Source organism: Mesonia mobilis DSM 19841 (assembly GCF_000423405.1).
GTDB classification, from domain to species: Bacteria; Bacteroidota; Bacteroidia; order Flavobacteriales; family Flavobacteriaceae; genus Mesonia; species Mesonia mobilis.
Window position 1 is genome coordinate 184,633 of the sequence record NZ_KE384013.1, and the last position, 17,560, is coordinate 202,192.

At 33.5% G+C, this 17,560-nt stretch carries 18 protein-coding genes and 2 tRNA genes; 4 read left to right on the forward strand and 16 right to left on the reverse strand.

The window, feature by feature from the left end; genetic code table 11:
* Window positions 1-59: 59 nt before the first annotated feature.
* Both G551_RS0113260 and G551_RS0113270 read right to left on the reverse strand, forming a co-directional pair.
* A complete protein-coding gene (locus tag G551_RS0113260; protein ID WP_027886015.1) occupies window positions 60-599 on the reverse strand; it encodes an RNA methyltransferase in 540 nt (179 codons plus the stop codon).
* A gap of 270 nt (window positions 600-869) precedes the next feature.
* Window positions 870-1,889: an aldo/keto reductase gene (locus G551_RS0113270; protein ID WP_027886016.1), complete on the reverse strand. Its 1,020-nt coding sequence runs from the start codon at window positions 1,887-1,889 to the stop codon at window positions 870-872.
* Between the two features lie 175 nt (window positions 1,890-2,064).
* On the opposite strand from G551_RS0113270, the gene mutS reads away from it, so the two are divergent.
* The 3 genes from mutS (at window position 2,065) to G551_RS0113285 (ending at window position 4,941) form a co-directional block, all read left to right on the forward strand.
* On the forward strand, window positions 2,065-4,656 hold the full coding sequence (mutS, locus tag G551_RS0113275) for a DNA mismatch repair protein MutS (RefSeq protein WP_051191422.1): 2,592 nt from the start codon (window positions 2,065-2,067) through the stop codon (window positions 4,654-4,656).
* A gap of 89 nt (window positions 4,657-4,745) precedes the next feature.
* Window positions 4,746-4,818: transfer RNA gene (locus G551_RS0113280), tRNA-Gly, on the forward strand.
* Window positions 4,819-4,857: 39 nt separating this feature from the next.
* Window positions 4,858-4,941, forward strand: a tRNA-Leu gene (locus G551_RS0113285).
* A gap of 199 nt (window positions 4,942-5,140) precedes the next feature.
* Here the strand turns inward: G551_RS0113285 and G551_RS0113290 are convergent.
* From G551_RS0113290 to G551_RS16695, 11 genes are all read right to left on the reverse strand, one after another.
* Window positions 5,141-5,482, reverse strand: a complete 342-nt coding sequence (locus G551_RS0113290; protein WP_027886018.1) for a hypothetical protein — start codon at window positions 5,480-5,482, stop codon at window positions 5,141-5,143.
* Window positions 5,472-5,786 carry a hypothetical protein gene (locus tag G551_RS16760; protein ID WP_189394863.1) on the reverse strand — a complete coding sequence of 105 codons (315 nt, stop codon included), beginning with the start codon at window positions 5,784-5,786 and terminating at the stop codon, window positions 5,472-5,474. The genes G551_RS0113290 and G551_RS16760 overlap by 11 nt, the downstream gene beginning before the upstream one ends.
* A gap of 33 nt (window positions 5,787-5,819) precedes the next feature.
* Window positions 5,820-7,001: a hypothetical protein gene (locus G551_RS0113300; RefSeq protein WP_156876805.1), complete on the reverse strand. Its 1,182-nt coding sequence runs from the start codon at window positions 6,999-7,001 to the stop codon at window positions 5,820-5,822.
* A gap of 151 nt (window positions 7,002-7,152) precedes the next feature.
* Window positions 7,153-7,569, reverse strand: a complete 417-nt coding sequence (locus G551_RS0113305; protein WP_027886020.1) for a hypothetical protein — start codon at window positions 7,567-7,569, stop codon at window positions 7,153-7,155.
* Window positions 7,570-7,574: 5 nt separating this feature from the next.
* Entirely contained in the window at window positions 7,575-7,844 is a 270-nt protein-coding gene (locus G551_RS0113310) for a helix-turn-helix domain-containing protein (RefSeq protein ID WP_027886021.1), read from the reverse strand.
* Window positions 7,845-7,915: 71 nt separating this feature from the next.
* Window positions 7,916-8,554 carry an RteC domain-containing protein gene (locus tag G551_RS0113315; protein WP_027886022.1) on the reverse strand — a complete coding sequence of 213 codons (639 nt, stop codon included), beginning with the start codon at window positions 8,552-8,554 and terminating at the stop codon, window positions 7,916-7,918.
* Between the two features lie 40 nt (window positions 8,555-8,594).
* Window positions 8,595-8,975, reverse strand: a complete 381-nt coding sequence (locus G551_RS0113320) for a hypothetical protein (protein ID WP_027886023.1) — start codon at window positions 8,973-8,975, stop codon at window positions 8,595-8,597.
* A 12-nt stretch (window positions 8,976-8,987) separates the two neighbouring features.
* Window positions 8,988-9,128: a hypothetical protein gene (locus G551_RS16585; protein ID WP_156876806.1), complete on the reverse strand. Its 141-nt coding sequence runs from the start codon at window positions 9,126-9,128 to the stop codon at window positions 8,988-8,990.
* Window position 9,129: 1 nt separating this feature from the next.
* The gene (locus G551_RS15950) at window positions 9,130-10,269 is read right to left on the reverse strand and encodes a tyrosine-type recombinase/integrase (protein WP_051191404.1); all 1,140 of its coding nucleotides are present in this window, start codon (window positions 10,267-10,269) and stop codon (window positions 9,130-9,132) included.
* Between the two features lie 726 nt (window positions 10,270-10,995).
* Window positions 10,996-14,115 (reverse strand): Eco57I restriction-modification methylase domain-containing protein, encoded by a 3,120-nt coding sequence (locus G551_RS0113335; protein WP_027886024.1) that lies wholly within the window; start codon window positions 14,113-14,115, stop codon window positions 10,996-10,998.
* A 482-nt stretch (window positions 14,116-14,597) separates the two neighbouring features.
* A complete protein-coding gene (locus G551_RS16695) occupies window positions 14,598-14,756 on the reverse strand; it encodes a hypothetical protein (RefSeq protein WP_169558821.1) in 159 nt (52 codons plus the stop codon).
* A gap of 273 nt (window positions 14,757-15,029) precedes the next feature.
* Here G551_RS16695 and G551_RS0113345 point away from each other — a divergent pair, with 273 nt between their 5' ends.
* Window positions 15,030-15,557 (forward strand): GNAT family N-acetyltransferase, encoded by a 528-nt coding sequence (locus G551_RS0113345; RefSeq protein ID WP_027886025.1) that lies wholly within the window; start codon window positions 15,030-15,032, stop codon window positions 15,555-15,557.
* Here the strand turns inward: G551_RS0113345 and G551_RS0113350 are convergent, their stop codons facing one another.
* Genes G551_RS0113350 through G551_RS0113360 form a run of 3 tightly spaced genes read right to left on the reverse strand, consistent with a single transcriptional unit; the run spans window position 15,558 to window position 17,399 of the window.
* A complete protein-coding gene (locus G551_RS0113350) occupies window positions 15,558-15,986 on the reverse strand; it encodes a nuclear transport factor 2 family protein (protein ID WP_027886026.1) in 429 nt (142 codons plus the stop codon). It abuts the gene before it with no gap.
* 15 nt (window positions 15,987-16,001) lie between these two features.
* The gene (locus G551_RS15955) at window positions 16,002-16,832 is read right to left on the reverse strand and encodes a glycerophosphodiester phosphodiesterase family protein (protein WP_051191406.1); all 831 of its coding nucleotides are present in this window, start codon (window positions 16,830-16,832) and stop codon (window positions 16,002-16,004) included.
* 18 nt (window positions 16,833-16,850) lie between these two features.
* A complete protein-coding gene (locus G551_RS0113360; RefSeq protein WP_027886027.1) occupies window positions 16,851-17,399 on the reverse strand; it encodes a hypothetical protein in 549 nt (182 codons plus the stop codon).
* Window positions 17,400-17,560 lie beyond the last annotated feature (161 nt).

Here is a 17,560-nt window from a genome sequence, read left to right on the forward strand (position 1 = left end):
GAATTTGTAATCGAATCTCCTATTCCCTTAAACCCAAAACCTAACACCTACAACCTCACTTACTGTTGTTTTATTTTAGCAAACAAATCCCAAACCACAACGCCGGTACTTACCGAAATATTTAAAGAATGCTTACTTCCAAATTGCGGAATTTCAATAACTCGATCGCTTTTAGAGACCACTTCTTGTTGCACACCTTTAACTTCGTTGCCAAAAACTACAGCATACGTTTTTCCTGTTTCCGGAGAAAAATCATCAAGCATCGTGGCATTTTCAGCTTGTTCAATCGCGAGAATTTCAACGTTTTCTTGCTGAAGTTTTTTCATTACATCCAAGGTGTTTTCAGCATATTCCCAAGTCACGGTTTCGGTGGCGCCCAAAGCGGTTTTATGAATATCTTTATGTGGCGGAGTTGCGGTAATTCCGCAGAGGTAAATTTTTTCAATTAAAAAAGCATCGGCCGTTCTAAATACCGAACCAATATTATTTAAACTTCTAATGTTGTCTAAAATAATAATGAGCGGAGTTTTAGCTGAATTTTTAAATTCTTCAACACTCTTACGCTCGAGTTCGCTGTTTTTTAATTTTCGATGTTCCATAGCTGCAAAAATATAAAAAAGAAAATGCAGCCCAACGAAAGCTGCATTTTTAGATTTTTGATCAGTAAGAAATTAGATTTTAGAATCTAGACTTTAGACCTCTTTTTTTCAATAAACCGTTCCTTCCCTTAAGAGGGAAGGTGACTTTTGAAGCGATAGCGAAAAAAGTTGGAAGGGTGTTTTCTTGAAATTGAAATTGAAGTTGAAACTGAAATTGAAGTTGAAACTGAAACTGAAATCAAAAAGTCTTGAGTCTTGTTTCAAAAAAAACTACAATTCCCGATCAACTTTAGTCACATCAAGCATCCAACCCGGGTATTCGCGTTCGAGCTTGCTTACTTTTTCTAATTTTTCAAAATCGTCTTTAGAGAATTCAATTTTTGAAGCGTTTAGGTTCTCTTCGAGTTGTTCTGTTTTTTTAGCTCCGACAATCACGGTAGAAACGGCTTTTTGTTTTAAAAGCCAGGCAATAGAAAGTTGCGCCATCGAAACCCCGTTTTCTTTTGCCATTGGGCGTAACACGTCGATAATATTAAAAGCGCGTTCTTCATTTACCGGCGGAAAATCGAAATTATCTCGTCGGCCTCCCGATTTTTTCTTGCTGTTTCGATCGTATTTTCCGCTTAATAAACCTCCGGCTAACGGACTCCAAACCATTAAACCTACTTGTTGGTCTTCTAATAAAGGTATAATTTCTCGCTCTAAATCTCTGCCGGCAAGCGTGTAGTAAGCTTGTAGAGAATTAAAACGTTCTAAATTATTGTAGTAACTGTAATCTAAAGCTTTCATTAATTGCCAAGCGGCAACATTACTTGCGCCAATATATCTTACTTTACCGCTTCTTACTAAATCGTCTAACGCACGTAGGGTTTCATCGATCGGAGTGATCGGGTCGTTAGAATGTATTTGGTATAGATCGATATAATCGGTGTCTAAGCGTTTTAAGCTTGCTTCAACCTGATCGATAATATGCTTGCGGCTTAAGCCTTTTTGGTTAGGTTTTTCGCCCATCGTCCCGCGAACTTTAGTCGCTAAAATTAACTCGTCACGAGAAATTCCTAAGTGTTTAATGGCTTTACCGGTCATTTCTTCAGAAATCCCTTCAGAATAAACATTAGCAGTATCGATAAAGTTAACTCCTGCATCGATGGCTTGGGTTACTAAAGCATCGGCACCTTTTTGGTCAACGCCGCCAACGGCTGCAAATTTTCCTTTGGCACCAAAAGTCATCGTTCCTAAGCAAATTTCAGAAACCCAAAGTCCGGTTTTTCCTAGTAAATTATATTTCATATTAGATCGTTTTTACAAAAATACTGAATTCTGAAATTTTAAGATCGGAGTGTTTAAAAGTTTGCATAAGTATTTCCTGCGGAAGTTTACAAAAAATAGTAGAATTATTATTTTTAACCAGTCTTAAAAACTTACCGATTTGTCTGCAAAAAAAGCCGCAAAAGTTACTCCGTTAATGAAACAGTACAACGCTATTAAAGCGAAGTACCCCGATGCGATGTTATTGTTTCGGGTGGGAGATTTTTACGAAACCTTTGGTGAAGATGCTGTAAAGGCAGCCAAGATCTTAAATATCGTACTCACCAATCGTAATAATGGCGGTGAGCGGTCTGAGCTGGCAGGTTTTCCGCATCACTCCTTAAATACATATTTACCAAAATTGGTAAAAGCCGGGCAACGTGTGGCGATTTGCGATCAGTTAGAAGATCCTAAACAAACCAAAACCATCGTAAAACGTGGCGTGACAGAATTGGTAACTCCCGGTGTTGCGCTAAACGATGAAGTTTTACAAAGCAAGACCAATAACTTTTTATGTGCTATTCACGTAGGTAAAAAAAATTACGGAGTCGGGTTTTTAGATGTATCGACCGGAGAGTTTTTAACCGCTCAGGGCAATGCAGAATATGTCGATAAGTTGTTGCAAAATTTTAGTCCGAGTGAAGTTTTAATTCCGAAGAAATTTAAAAAACAGTTTACCGAGCAATTTGGTTCAGATTTTCATACGTATTACTTAGAAGATTGGATTTTTCAGCCCGATTATGCGCACGAAACTTTAAATACGCATTTTCAGACCAACTCTTTAAAAGGTTTTGGGATCGAGCAATTAGAAGAAGGCATTATTGCTTCGGGGGCGATCTTATATTATTTAAGTGAAACACAACATCACAAATTGCAACACATTACTTCTATTGCCAGAATTGCGGAAGAAGAATATGTGTGGATGGATCGTTTTACCATTCGAAATTTAGAATTGTATCACGCCAAAGACCAGCACGCGGTTACGCTTTTAAATGTTATCGATAAAACCATTTCGCCAATGGGCGGAAGAATGTTGAAACGTTGGTTGGCGCTTCCGCTTAAAAATACTGAAAAGATTGCGCAGCGTCATCAAGTCGTTAATTATTTTATGAAGCATCTTACGCTTCAGCAAAACATTCAGCAACACATCAAGCAAATTGGTGATCTGGAGCGCTTGATCTCTAAAGTAGCGACGCAAAAAATTAATCCGCGAGAAGTTGTTCAGCTTAAAAATTCGCTGAATGCGATCGTGCCTATCAAGCAAATTATTTCAGAAACCGATAGCGAAGCCTTAAAAGTTTTAGGTGAAAATTTACACGCTTGCGATTTACTTCGAAATAAAATTGAAGAATGTCTGCACGACGAAGCTCCGGTAAATATTGTGAAAGGAAATGCGGTAGCACCCGGTTTTTCTGAAGAATTAGACGAGCTGCGACAAATTGCTTTTTCGGGTAAAGATTACCTCGATAAAATGGTCGAGCGAGAAGTAGAAGCAACAGGGATTACCAGTTTGAAAATAGCCAGCAATAATGTGTTTGGCTACTATATAGAAGTTAGAAATACGCATAAAGATAAAGTTCCTGAAACTTGGGTAAGAAAGCAAACGCTCGTAAGTTCTGAGCGTTACATTACTGAAGAATTAAAAGAATACGAAGCCAAAATTCTAGGAGCCGAAGAGAAAATTCATGTATTAGAGCAAGAAATTTTTCAGAAGTTAATTAGTTGGATCAACGATTATATTAAATCGGTGCAGCAAAATGCGATCCTTGTTGGGCGTATCGATTGTTTATGTTCGTTTGCGCAATTGGCCTTAGAAGAAAACTATTGCATGCCGCAAATTACCGATGGTTATGAGCTGAACATTCACGAAGGTCGCCATCCTGTGATCGAAAAGCAATTGCCGGTAGGAGAAGCGTATATTACAAACGATATTCAGTTAGATCGAGAAGAACAGCAGATCGTGATGATCACCGGACCCAATATGAGTGGTAAATCGGCTATTTTGCGTCAAACTGCGTTGATCGTTCTCCTAGCTCAGATGGGAAGTTTTGTGCCCGCTAAAACTGCAGAAATTGGTTTGGTCGATAAAATATTTACCAGAGTAGGAGCGAGCGATAACATTAGTATGGGTGAATCGACGTTTATGGTCGAGATGAATGAGACTGCCAACATCTTAAATAACATTTCTAATCGTAGTTTGGTGTTGTTAGATGAAATTGGTCGCGGTACGAGTACTTACGACGGGATTTCGATCGCGTGGGCAATTAGCGAGTATCTGCATGAGCATCCGGCAAAACCGAAAACACTTTTTGCAACGCATTACCACGAGTTAAATGAAATGACGCAAACCTTTACGCGCATTAAAAATTATAATGTTTCGGTAAAAGAATTAAAAGATAACGTATTATTTCTGCGGAAGCTCATCCCGGGCGGTAGCGAACATAGTTTTGGGATTCACGTAGCGAAAATGGCAGGAATGCCACAGCAAGTTTTGCATCGCGCCAATAAGATCTTAAAAAAGCTGGAAAAGTCTCACGGAAGTGAAGAATTGAGCGGAAAATTAAAAGAAGCGGCAGAACAAGAACCACAGCTAAGTTTTTTTCAGTTAGACGATCCTTTGCTGCAAGAAATTAAAGAAGAAATTTTACATACTGATATTGATACACTTACGCCGGTGGAAGCCTTGATGAAGTTGAATGAAATTAAGCGAATGTTACAGCCGGCGAAACCTGAAGCAAAAAAAGTTTGATTTTTTTTGCAAAAAAGTTTGGGTGTATGAAGAAAAGGATTAAATTTGCATCCGCATTTGAGCAACAACGTTCTTAAACATAGCTTAACGCGAAAATAGCTCAGTTGGTAGAGCGCCACCTTGCCAAGGTGGAGGTCGCGGGTTCGAATCCCGTTTTTCGCTCTGAGTAGACAAGTCTAAATATTATTTAAAAATATATAGGCTCGGGTGGTGGAATTGGTAGACACGTTGGACTTAAAATCCAATGAACATTAGTTCGTACGGGTTCAAGTCCCGTCCCGAGTACTTTAACCCTCTTTAATCTTACGATTTTAGAGGGTTTTTTGTTTTTAGTTATCAAGTATGTACGCTAATCTGTACGCAACATTAAAATTAAGAGCAATTTTAAATGATTCTACTTAAAATTTTTATTTCAAAAGTGAAGTTTTACTAAGTTTAGATTCTCAATCTTAGAATTAATTTTATAAGTTAAACTTGCAGTTATTTAGGTGCTTAAATTTATTCCGTTTCCTAAATTAATTATATTGATAGGTTTTTCTAATTTCTGTAAAGTTTCAATATTCGGTATTGGTGCTGAAACTTCGTTATCTTCACTAAAATCTATAAAATTAACGTGTATTAAATTGGGTAATAAATTTTCTAAGTCTTCAGTTTTATAAAATCGTTTTCCTTTAACTGTATCATAATCAATTTTTCCCTTTACAACCTCATCGCCAATACCACGATAAAAATAACCCTTTGCGCTTTCATTATGAGTAAAAAAAATATAGGCTTTACTAATGTCTTCAATTTCTTGTAACAATTTTAATTCTTGCTTAATTTCCATTTTCTTGTATTTTTTTACTTAGTTCTTTAATACGCTCATGGCGTTCTTGTGGTGTCATATTTAAAATATCTTCCAGTTTGTTCGTTGCCTTTAATTCCGTTCGGTTTAATTTAGGTAGTGAGTATTCCAATAACTTAGTAAACGTGTCTATACGTTCCTTTGGTGTTAGTTCCCGTAAGTCTTGTAATATTTGCTCCCATTGCTCACTAAGTAGGTTTTCTATCTTTTCCCTTAGTTGCTTAGTGTCTTTGTTTGGTGTTCCTTTTTTTCGTCCCCCGTATTTTTTGCCTGTTGTATTTGCCATAACTATTATTAACTATTTTAGTTTAAACCATTTTTAAAATAAAGTAGGTTGTTTAAGATTATGTTTTTCAATGTTATTAAAATACCTATTCCGTACTTGTTTAGATAATTTAGAATAAATACTTTTTTCATATCTGTTTGCTTTCCCTGTAAGTAAGGTTTCAATTAGAAAATTATAATAGGTTGGATTTTCTTTTTCTAATACTTTAAACCCTGTATTTGAAAGTAAAAAACTATCTTCTTTTTGTACTGAAATATCTACTCCAGTAATTGGGCAAATTCGATCTTTTTTTTGACTGCTTTTTTTTGAGGTGTTAGGCGTAATGTTTAACCCTATACTTGAAGTGTTAATTGTTACGCCATTGGGTTTTTTGAAAAGTCGGTTAATAGTTACGCCTTTTAGGTTAATTTCTCGCCTAATTTTTTGGTGTAAATTCTTAGAATAATTCATTATAAAACCTTTCAATTTCTTTTTATGCTTATCTCTATTTTTCGGCTTCAAATTATAAAGCCAGTATCTAGGATTAGAATAGTTGTTTAAGGTTTCTTTTTGGCGTTTTGTGAAGTTCTTTTTGTTAATTGTATAATCGTAGTAAACCACCTCATCAAAACGTTTTAAAAGTGATTTTAACGCATTTTCTAAGGTTCTTTGGTTAATGTCTTCAAAGGTTTTAATATTTAAATTTTTAAGGTACTCGGCTTTAGTTACTTTTAGTTCAACTCTTACGGTATGTTTACTAATTCCGAATTGTCCAGACTTATTATAAATTTTAATGAAGTATTGTTGGTGTTCAACTTGTGCGAAATTATTTTCAAAACGATATTCAAAGTTTTTACCATTATGGTATAATAACCCTTTTAGAAATAGTTTAGGTTCAAAATTTGGCTGTGTATTTACGCCAAACTCTATGTTTTGAAATTGCATTTGTTGAGGTTCGCAATCAAATAATACTTCTAAATGCGTTCTTACTTCTAAGATTTGACTAATTGTAAACTGGTTGCCGTTAAACCCTTTGTAAGTTTCCTTTTGCTTCTCGTTATAATTAGGGGCTTTTTGGTTTTTTATTGAATTGTAAAGTTTATGTATGCTGCCCGAAAATAAAATTAAACCACTATCATAAATTACGATCTTACAAAAGTGATAGTATGCTGTGTGCTTAGTAGATAAAACGCCTGTTTTTTCTGAAACTTCAGTTTTAAATTCCAGTTGTGGCAAATTATACAACCGTTTAAGGTCGATACCTAGTAATAATATTTTAGTGAAATCAATCAAAAGAAAATCTTATATTTGTGAATAGGTAATGCGTTGCCAGTATTGCCAACATTTGAACAAAATAAAAGAGGGGTTGAACGCCCTCTTTTTTTGTTTATAAACCTTTTTTAATAAGTTGTTGTAGTTCTTCTTTGTTCTGTGTGTAAAAGTCGTTGTAAACGTCTATGATTAACTTTTTAGCATTTTCATAGAAATAGAATAGAAGTAGATTAGTAGGCTTTATTTTTCCCTTTTGTTTTACAGGTATATCGCCATAATAAACCATTGGCGTTGAGGTTGGTTTAAGTCCTGTAATTGCTTTACTCCATTTCTTTTGGTTGGTATCTTTTCCTTTTAGCCAGTAGTCAACATCTTTGGCTTTAGAAAATTTACGGTCTTTAGAAATGTTAATCATCTCATTTAATTGGCGGTTGCCGTTTGCAACCTCAACAATTAAATAATGTTTTACTTCTTTGTAACGTTCGGGGTTTTGCACCTCGTAAACGTGGCGTATTGGTGTGTGCGTTGCCATTGGTTTTAGTTTTGAAGTTCTACAAATGCGCTTTCTACTTCTTTACGTTTATAGTAAACACGTGCGCCAATACCAATGGGTTTTAAGATACCCTTTTTGCTCCAGTTGTGAACGGTGCTAATATCTACACTAAGCATTTTTGCGACCTCGTTACGGGTTAAATACTTAGTAGGTTCTTTGGGTTTAAACTCCTTTTTGAGTTCTTGAAGTTGTTGTTTGATGCTTGCAAGGTCTTGCAATACATTTTCGGGTAAGGTAATTTGTAAAGTTTGCATAACGATTTGTTTTAATGTTATGCAACAAATATCTATTTGGTTCTTTCTGTTTAACGGTAAGTTACGTTTACCTAACGTCTATTTTTTTCTTTCTCTAATGAAATGAAATTGTATAAAGATGTTTTTAGGTCATTTAGAAAAAGTGTTTCACTACCAACATTTCTATTTTTAATATCCTGTATTGTTTTGTCAGGGTTTTTAATTTTGATGTTTAAAAATTGAGAAAGTGAGGCGATAACATCTTTTTGAAGTCCTTTGATACTTCCGTTCTCTATTAGTGCTTTTGTTAGTTCTATGAATTGGGTTTGTGTGCCTTGCCATTTCAATTTACTTACAGGTATTTGACTGGTATTATTATCACTTGAAATTCTAGATTTCTTAATTTTAAGTTGGTCTAAAATATTTTCAAAAGTTATTTCTAAATTTTTGCGTTTAAGTTCATTTGTACCATCTTCATTTTTGTACAAATCTTGTATTTCGGGTATTATATAAACCCCGTAATGATTTGCTTCATTGTCAACCTCATATAAACCAAGTTCAGGTATATTTATTATTCTGACATTTTTTAAGCAATGTTTGTAATGATTTTCTAATTCATTTATAAATTGCTTTTTACTGCAATCGATATATTTTTTTTTGTAATTGATAAAATCATTTTCAAAATGATTATTAAAATCTTTTAAAGTAGTACGGGTTTTAATTAAACTCATTTGAACAATTTTTTTTTGCGTTGCCTTTTTTTAAGTATTATTAGTTTGTATGTGTTAGGTTTTTGAAGTCGAAAATTTTACATTCATATTCCGTTAAAATTTCTTGTGCAATTTCTTTAGAGGTTTTACGCTGTCTTGCAGGTTTAGAATAATCGGTTTTAAGGTGTTTCTCGTATATGTTGTGTATTTCGTCTTTTAAAAAATCGTTGTCTTCATTTATCATTAATTTGCTAAGTATTCCGTAACCATTGTAATTAGTTATCGGTGCGTTTCCTGAATAAGTATTCTGCGGATCTGCTGAACCTTGCATAAATTCAAATCCTTTACTCATACGGTCAAATATGATGCTGTCATTTAAAATCATTAATGCAATTGCATGGGTTGTTTTGAAGTGTTCTTTAATTTGTTTTTGATATGTCATAATAATTAAATGTTAGGATTGTTTTTTTCTTTTCTCATTTACGTTTTTCATTGCTATTAGTAGTAATCTTTCACTTCTAGTTAATGGTCTTTTTAATATTCTTCTTTTCTTTTTAAAAGGTCTTTTTTTTTCTTCTTCACTAAGTTTTTTCATATTAATGGCTTGATACGTTTTTGATAACGTTTAATTGAGGTTCTTTGTCTTTTTTAATTTTTTGTAATTCGTAGAAATCGGCTATTTGTTGCGCATAGTCTAAAGAGTTTTTACCAATGTATTTTAAAAACATTTTTTCGGTACTGTGGGCGGTTATTTGCATAATAAGGGCGGTTGGTAATGTACCGTAAAGATTAGTTGCAAAAGAACGTCTGCAAACGTGTGTACTAATTAATTCGTGTTTAGGGTAAATTCCTGTGATGGTTCTTTTAACTCCTTTTTCAATATAGTTGCCTTTCTCGTCTTTAGGTATTTCTTTTCCGTTCTTGTCAACCATTAATATTTTACTTCCTTTGGTGGGGTGGTCTATTCCTGCAACTTTGCAAACTTCTTTAAAATAGTTGTTAAGGTTTTGAATAGATATTTTTCTAGGTAAACCATTACTAAGAATTTCTTTTGTTTTATCCAGTATAGGAATAGTTATATTCTTGCCTGTTTTCTTTTGTTTTAGTTCTATGACTTCTAAACCTTGACGTATAACAAAATTGCTTTCTGTTATCTTTAATAAGTCGCTGCCCCTTTGCCCTATGTGGCAACCAAATAAAAGCCATTTACGGGCGTTTTGTAATGTGGGGTTTATAATATGTGTTTTTTCTATTTTTTCTAATTCCTGCGGACTTAAGTATATGATATGTTCTTTTTGAGGTTTTCCGCCTTTCACTTTATTTAATTGTGTGCTTGTTTCTATTCCGTCAATTTCAGCATCTCGACAAACTGTTTTTAAGTCATCTACTTTTTTACGTGCGTAACTTTCTGAATAGTATTGTTTATTAATTAGCCAGTTTAAAAAGTTTTTGCCAAAACGTATATCTACATCTTTAACCTTGAAAGGGTTTTTTCCTTTTTGGTATTTCTCAATAATTTTTAAAAGATTTTTGTAGGAATTAATACGGCTTGTAGATAAGCCCAAGCCTTTTTTGTTATTTTCTCTAACATTAGCGGTATCAATAACATAAGTAATGCAGTCGGCTATTAAATCACTTCTTTTTTCTTCTTTTACAGGATTGAAATAATCGTGAACGGTGTTTTTCAGCCAGTCTTTATTTTCGGGGTTTGGCTTTTCTTTTTTGTAAACTTTCAAAATACTGTCTTCTAATTCTGAAAGTTCATTGTTTACATCTGAAATAGTTTTTTTATCGGATGCGGTTACGTTCCTTTTTTTGTGTCTTGTCTTTTCCTAAAATTCCTTAGTTACTTCCAATTCTGTTTTTGCTTGAAATTGGAATTTTTCCCCTGTGGTGTTTTTATCCTGTAAGCGGATAGTTAAGGGTGCTTTTTTTCGTGTAGATCGGTATAAAAAATATACGGTTGCCATAAGTTGAACATTTGAACACTCAAATATAATTATTTTGGCGTACGATTTTTAATTTTTGTACGCAATCTGTACGCAAAAGTTCAATTTAATGCAATTTTATTCAATTTGCTTCAATAAGATTAATTTTTAAAATAGTTTGTAATGTGTTGATTATGTTGATGTTTTAGTTTGTTTTGTAGGGGTTTTGAAAATTTGATGAATTGTAATATTCAAGTCCCGTCCCGAGTACTTTAACCCTCTTTAATCTTACGATTTTAGAGGGTTTTTTGTTTTTAGGAGGTTTTTAAAATGAATTTCTTTTCTTCGTCATGCTGTGCTTGACACAGCATCTCATCTTGCTTTTTATAATTTAGATGATCCGCTAAATCGACACTTCGACTCCGCTCAGTGTGACAACAGGTGACTTTTAAGCGTTTTCTACAATGGCGATTTATCTCGCGTCATTCTATTTTTTTAAGAGCTCGTGAATCGCCATAAGTTAATTTGAATTATTTACGAATTTTCTACAATAGCGATTTCTTCCTCGGTTAGGCCGTAAAGCTCGTACACCATTTGGTCGATTTGGTGGTCCAGCTGGTTGATTTGTGTTTGTAGTTCTACGGCTTTTTTCTTGTTGTCTTCAAAAAGCTCCATCCACTCAAACTCATCTTTTTTGGTGAGTTTTGGGATTTCTGGTTGCTCTTTTTTACGACGCTCACGGTTTGCTGCATTAATAGCTTTATTAAGTTCTTTGATAAACTCACCAAAATCTAACTCGTGCCAGTTTTGGAGTTTTTTAGAGAGTTTTTCTACCGGAAATTGTGATAATAGATAGTTTTGGAATTTTTCTGTTTTTTCTGAAAACTGTTTGTTCAAGTTAATTAACTGATCTACTTTGTCTGAAAATTCATACTGTATTCTTGGGTTAACAAACTTAATAGGTATTGTTTTAAGTTGATATGCATAAATATCTTTATTAAGAAAAAACTTTAAGAAGATATAATTTATAGTTGAAGAGTTCAAAACTGCTAAAATGAATTTCAGATTAAAGTTTTCATTTTTTTGAATCCCAATTCTAAGTGTATTTGTACATAACATAGATTTGTCATCATACGCAGCAATAATTCTTCTTCTTAAAGAGAGATTTCTTATTCTCTGTATTAAAATTTTTGGCTGAATATATATTTCTTTATTCTTGAAGGTAGAGATGTTATTTTCAAATTTGATAAAACGATTGGAAAAAGTGTAGCTATATCTTGATAAATCTCTTCCAACAAGAAGCTTTTCATGATCTGTTTTTAAAACTTCTGAAATTTTATCAGAATTCCCACCGATTTCAATACCTCTTGGGAGATCTAGTATGGAATCAAGAATTTCAGCATTTTTAAATAGTTTTTCTAATAATAGGAAATCTCTCTCTTTACAATTAATTTTAAACTCATAATTATTCAATTCATTCCAAAAAAACTTTTGACCAATAAAAGTTATATTGTTTTCATCGAAATCTTTCCTGTTTTTAATAATTAAGATACTTCCTTTGTTGTCGATGACTTTCCTAAACCCTATTATTGCCACATCTAAATTTGCATCTTCAAAAACCGTTTCTCCTAGGTTTACTAGTGTATTTATTTTAGTTTTTGATAATAGCATTTTTCTTAATACAATAAAATCTTTGTTACTTAAAAAAGTATTCGATGTAATAAAAGAGAATACACCTTTATCTCTCAATATTTTGTATGACTTTTCAATAAAAAGACCATATAAATCAAACTGACCAATTGCTGTTTGGAATTCAGCTTTAAAAAAAGTTTTGCTTTTATTATCAATTTCTTTTGTACTCAAATACGGCGGATTCCCAATCACCACATCAAAACCACCTTTATCAAAAACTGCCGGGAATTCTTCTTCCCATTTAAAGGCTTTATCGCCGGCAACGCTTTTAGCGTCGATCAAAGAATTACCACATTTAATATTGCTGCTTAGATCGTTTAATTTTCTACGCGGTTGCGCGGTACGTAACCAAAGCGAAAGTTTGGCAATTTCTACACTTTCTTCGTTAATATCTACACCGTAAATATTGTTTTCTAAAATGGTATTTTCGATATCGCTAAACACGATCGCGCCACCCAAAACTTTGGCTTTAAGCTCGTCGATATAGGCGTGTTCTGCAATAAGAAATTCCAACGCCTGGTTTAAAAATGCACCCGAGCCACAGGCAGGATCGCAAATAGTAAGCTGCAATAACCAATCTCGATAAGTGTCGAGCGTGGCAAGCAACTTCTTTTTGGTTGCGGTGTGTGTGCCTTTTTTTACTTCAAAATATTCTTCTTCCCGAAACTCGAGTTCGGTTTTCTTTTCTTCACAAAGCTTACCTACGGTATTTTCAACAATATATTTGGTAATATATTTAGGGGTGTAGAAAACACCGTCTTTTTTACGTTTACTCTTCTGCTTATCAAAATTATCACCTTCAATTTCAGCATTTACACTTTCAATTTCATTTAGCGAATTTTCAAAAATATGTCCCAGAATATTTACATCAACCTGACTTTCAAAATCGTAAGCCGAAAGTTTTGCCGTGTGTTTATAAAGCAATTCATCATTGATCTCTAAAAGATCTAAAATCGCATCGGGTTTAAAAAGTCCGCCATTATAAGCAAAGATCTCTGCTTTTTTATCGGTGCCTTTTCGGCCGGTGTCCAGATAACTAAAATAAAGTTTAAAGCGCTCGTAAAGCGGTTGGTTTACATCCAGGTCTTTAAGCTTGTTCCAATCTTCGATGATCTGTAAAATGGCGTTGGGCGGTAACAGTCCGCGATCTTCAGCAAAAAAGATAAACAGAAAACGATCGATTAATTTCTGTGACTTTTTAAATAAAGTGAGCTTTACGTTTTTTTCGAGGCGCTGTTGTTCCTGTAATTCCTCAGGAGATCTCTCGAATTCGCTCGAGATGACATTCGATGCGCCAGCTTTTAATTTTTTAGCATTATTTCTCACTAAATCGCGATACAATTCACGCTTAAAAACCGAGTAATCTTTATAAAAACCTTTGGTAATCTGGCTTTCTTCTACCAACGAAGCTTCTTTAATTTCTAAAGGTAAACCGCTTAAAAAATTATCCTGCTGCAAGCATAAATATAAGAGGGCAAAGCGATCTTCGGTTAAACTAAACAGATCGAATTCTAAGAACTCGGTCGCATCGTTAATATAAAATCGAAGTTTTTCGAAATTGGAAGTAATTACATATACACAACCTTTTTGGTTGGCTTTATAATCGAACGCCTGCTGGCGAATCCCTTCTAAATGTTTGGTGTTGGTACCTTTAAGTTCGATAACGCCTAAGGCTATATTTTCTTTTAAAATGGCACCATCGGCTTTGCGCGAGTTGGTTTGATTTTTATACTCGGCTACCAGATTATAGTTTGCGTTAGGCTTCATTGTGTAGTCTAAAACCTTTACAAACAACTCGGTAAGAAAAATACCCTGATATTCTTCTTCTTTCGAGCTTTTTATATTTTCCTGAATTTTAGGATCTAAAAAGTACTTGCTAAACTTTCTATACGCCTTAGAAATCTGGTTTTGGTCTTGGGCTTTAAGGTATTTTTTTAAAACCGAAGTTTGAAATAATGCCATTGAATCGGGTTGGAAATGTTCTTGGCTATAAATTTAAAAATTTAATGTTAAAACGATAATCTTATTAAAAACTTTATCGCGTTATTTTATTTTGAAAAATGTCAACTAAAAAAAGACTTCTCGATACATTTTATTCTTCCGCTGCGCTTCAAAATAAAACACTCGAAGTGACAAGGTTGGAGTCTGAATTATTAGAAATAAATAATTGTATTGATATTTAGAACCTCTCTTAAAGTTTATGATAACTATTTACTGAAACTGTCAACTGAGAACTGTTTACTGACACTGTAAACTGTCAACTGAAAACTGCATACTGTTAACTAAAAAAACTTCTGGATATGGTCGTTGGATCTATTGTTGTAGAAGAATAAAGCTTATGAAGTATAAAAATTTGCGCACAAAAATATAAGCCCGATTATTGAGCTTATATTTCTATGAGCAAATTTTCATTAATAATTGTAAGAGGTAAGTAAGGAGTTGATTTAAGAATCAACAGTCTTGCATTCTAGTGCTTTCATTAATAAAGTTTCAACCATATTGTTAAACGTTCTATTCTCTTCGATAGCAAGTTGTTCAATATTTTCACAAATTTCAGTTTTTAGTCTAATTGATCTCTGACGAGATTTCATCTCTTTCTTCATTGATTTGTTTTAGTGGGGTTATTAATAAGGATAATATAGTAGTTAATATTTGTTACTTAAACGATTTTTTAGATAATTATTAACATTAAGTGTTTATATGCTAAGTAGTTGTGATTTTAATTGAAGTGTAAGTATTTTAGATAAATTGCAATATTAAAGTATAGTTATTCATAAATGTAGTTAATATTGATAAATTTTAGTTATTATTTATTTTAAATCATAAAAATAATCGATCGCTGTTGATAACTAATGTTTGTTAATTTCAAAGATAATATGTTTAAAATCAATTTACAAAGGTCTAAGTATTACCTAAGATCGATTAATAGTTCTGATCTATCGATGATATTTAAAGGCTTGTCTCATCCCGATGTTATTAAACATTATGGGGTTAGTTTTGCATCGTTAGAAGAAACCAAAGCCCAATTGCAATGGTATAAAAATTTAGAACTGTCGGGTAGTGGTAAATGGTTTGCGATCTGCGAACTAAATACAGACCAATTTTTAGGAGCTGTTGGGTTAAACGATCTGATCGAATTACACCAAAAAGCAGAAATAGGTATTTGGCTTTTACCTGAACATTGGGGTAAAGGTATTTTGCAGGAAGTAATGCCGAAAATTGTCGCGTATGGTTTTAACGAACTTCAGCTTCATCGTATCGAAGGTTTTGTAGAAAGCGAAAATACCAAATGCCGGCGAGCGATAGCAAAAACAGGTTTTACTTACGAAGGAACGATGAAAGATTGTGAACAAAAAGACGGTAAGTGGATCAGCCTTAGTGTTTACGCCATTTTAAACCCGTAACTATTTTAATTTATAGGCTTGGCGAGCAATTAGCTTCCAGCGATTATTTTGCCATTGCCAAACCAAAAGATTACCAATTTTCACATTGCCGGGCTTACCGGAGTCATTGGTTTTAGCTTCTAGAATATGATGAACAATGGCTGTTTGATCGTGAAGTTTTATTTTTTGATCGCTAAAACTTAACGTTACAAAATCAGATTTTCCTGAAAGTAAGGTAGCGATAAACGTTTCTTGATCTTCATAATTGCCAGAAGAATGCCAGTAATCTAAGTCTTTAGCGGTAAGTTCTAGCAATTCCTCTTCAGTAGGTTCAATTAACACCTTTCTAAATTCTTCTACGGTCTGTTCTAACTGCTGTTGGGTTTGTGCTTGCGTAAGCGTAAAAGCTGCAATGAAGAAGCATCCTAAAAGTGAAATAATCGTTCTCATAAGTTAATTGTTTAGTTAAAGATAGTGATCTCGAATGTTGATCGCAAGTTCAGGATAATCACTAATAATTCCGTCAACACCAAACTCCATCATTTGCTGAAGATCTTTTGTGGTATTTACCGTCCACGGAATTACTTTTATCTTTTGCTGCTGTAATTTTTTTACTTTTTGTGAAGAAACTAAAGTGAAATGCGGACTATAAATGGAAGGTGTAAAACTCAGCTTTTTCAGGTTAGCTGTTGCTTCGCCATCTTCTACTAAATAAGCAAGCGTGAAAGAAGGATGTTGTTGATGAATTTCTTCTAAAATTTGAATGTCGAACGATTGTAAGATCACTCGATTTTCAATTTGATGATCTTTTAAAACCTGAGCCACTAAATGAACAAATTCTTCAGGTTCAGGCTGAAAAATACCATAATCTTCTACTTCAGATTTTAGTTCGATATTGTATTTTACCGAAGAGAGTTGGTGCTTTTCGATGAAATTTTCAACTGCGCTAATCACTTCTGAAAGCAAAGGTTTGTAGGTTTTTATTTTTTGTTGCTGAAGAAATTTAGGATTTATTTTCGAGCCGCCATCAAACTGCTTAATAACTTCATAATCCATTTGATAAAGGTTGAAGTTTTTTTCTTCATTTTTCAAGATACTTTTTCCGTTGGGTTGAAGCATATAAAGTGAAGCCATAAAAGGCTCGTGCGAAACCACAACTTGCTTGTCTTTAGAAATAACCACATCCATTTCTAATACGTCGACACCTTTTTGCAAGGCACTTAAAAACGCGGGAATACTATTTTCAGGAAAATGCCCACGATCGCCACGATGACCGTGAATTTCAACTTTTTTCAAGATTTATAAAATGAAATTTTAGTTTCTTAACGTAGAAACCATTACTGCGCTCATCACTCCGGCGCCAACACCGGTAGAAATTGCCTCTAAGGTTTCTGTTTTATTTTTTAACCATTTGCCTTTTTGAAAAAGTAACCACACTTCAAATAATTCTTTGGCTTCTTCAGATAATTCAAGTTGGTTTACTTCAGTAATTTCTATCGCGTTCGGAAATAACTTTTTTGTTTTGCGAATGGTAAATAAAACCTCGCCGCTATTTTTATCGATTACTTTAGCTTTTTTGAGTGACATAAATTTTCCTCTAAAAGCAAATTCATTTCCTTCTAGCTCTAATTTTCTTCCTCGAAAGCTAATTAATTCTTCGCCGTCTTCAGAAATTTTGTTGTCTTCAATTTCGTAATCTTCGTAGATAAACGAATCGTCTTTATAGTAATATTCAGCTTTTACTTCTTTTAATTCATCAAAAAACACAACGCCGTTTTTCACCACGGTGTAGTCTTCTTCACTTTGAGCAATGCTAAAAAATCCTGTAAAAAGTATTGCAAGTAGAGTAATTTGTTGTTTCATAAACTTTGGATTTTTTAATTACTGTTAAATATATAAAAAATATAGATTTACTCAACTTTAGAAGCTGAAGAAATATGAATTTAACATACTCAATAAATGTTCAATTTGAATATGAACTTGAAATACTTCAGCAATAATTCATCTATAAAATATTGATTTAA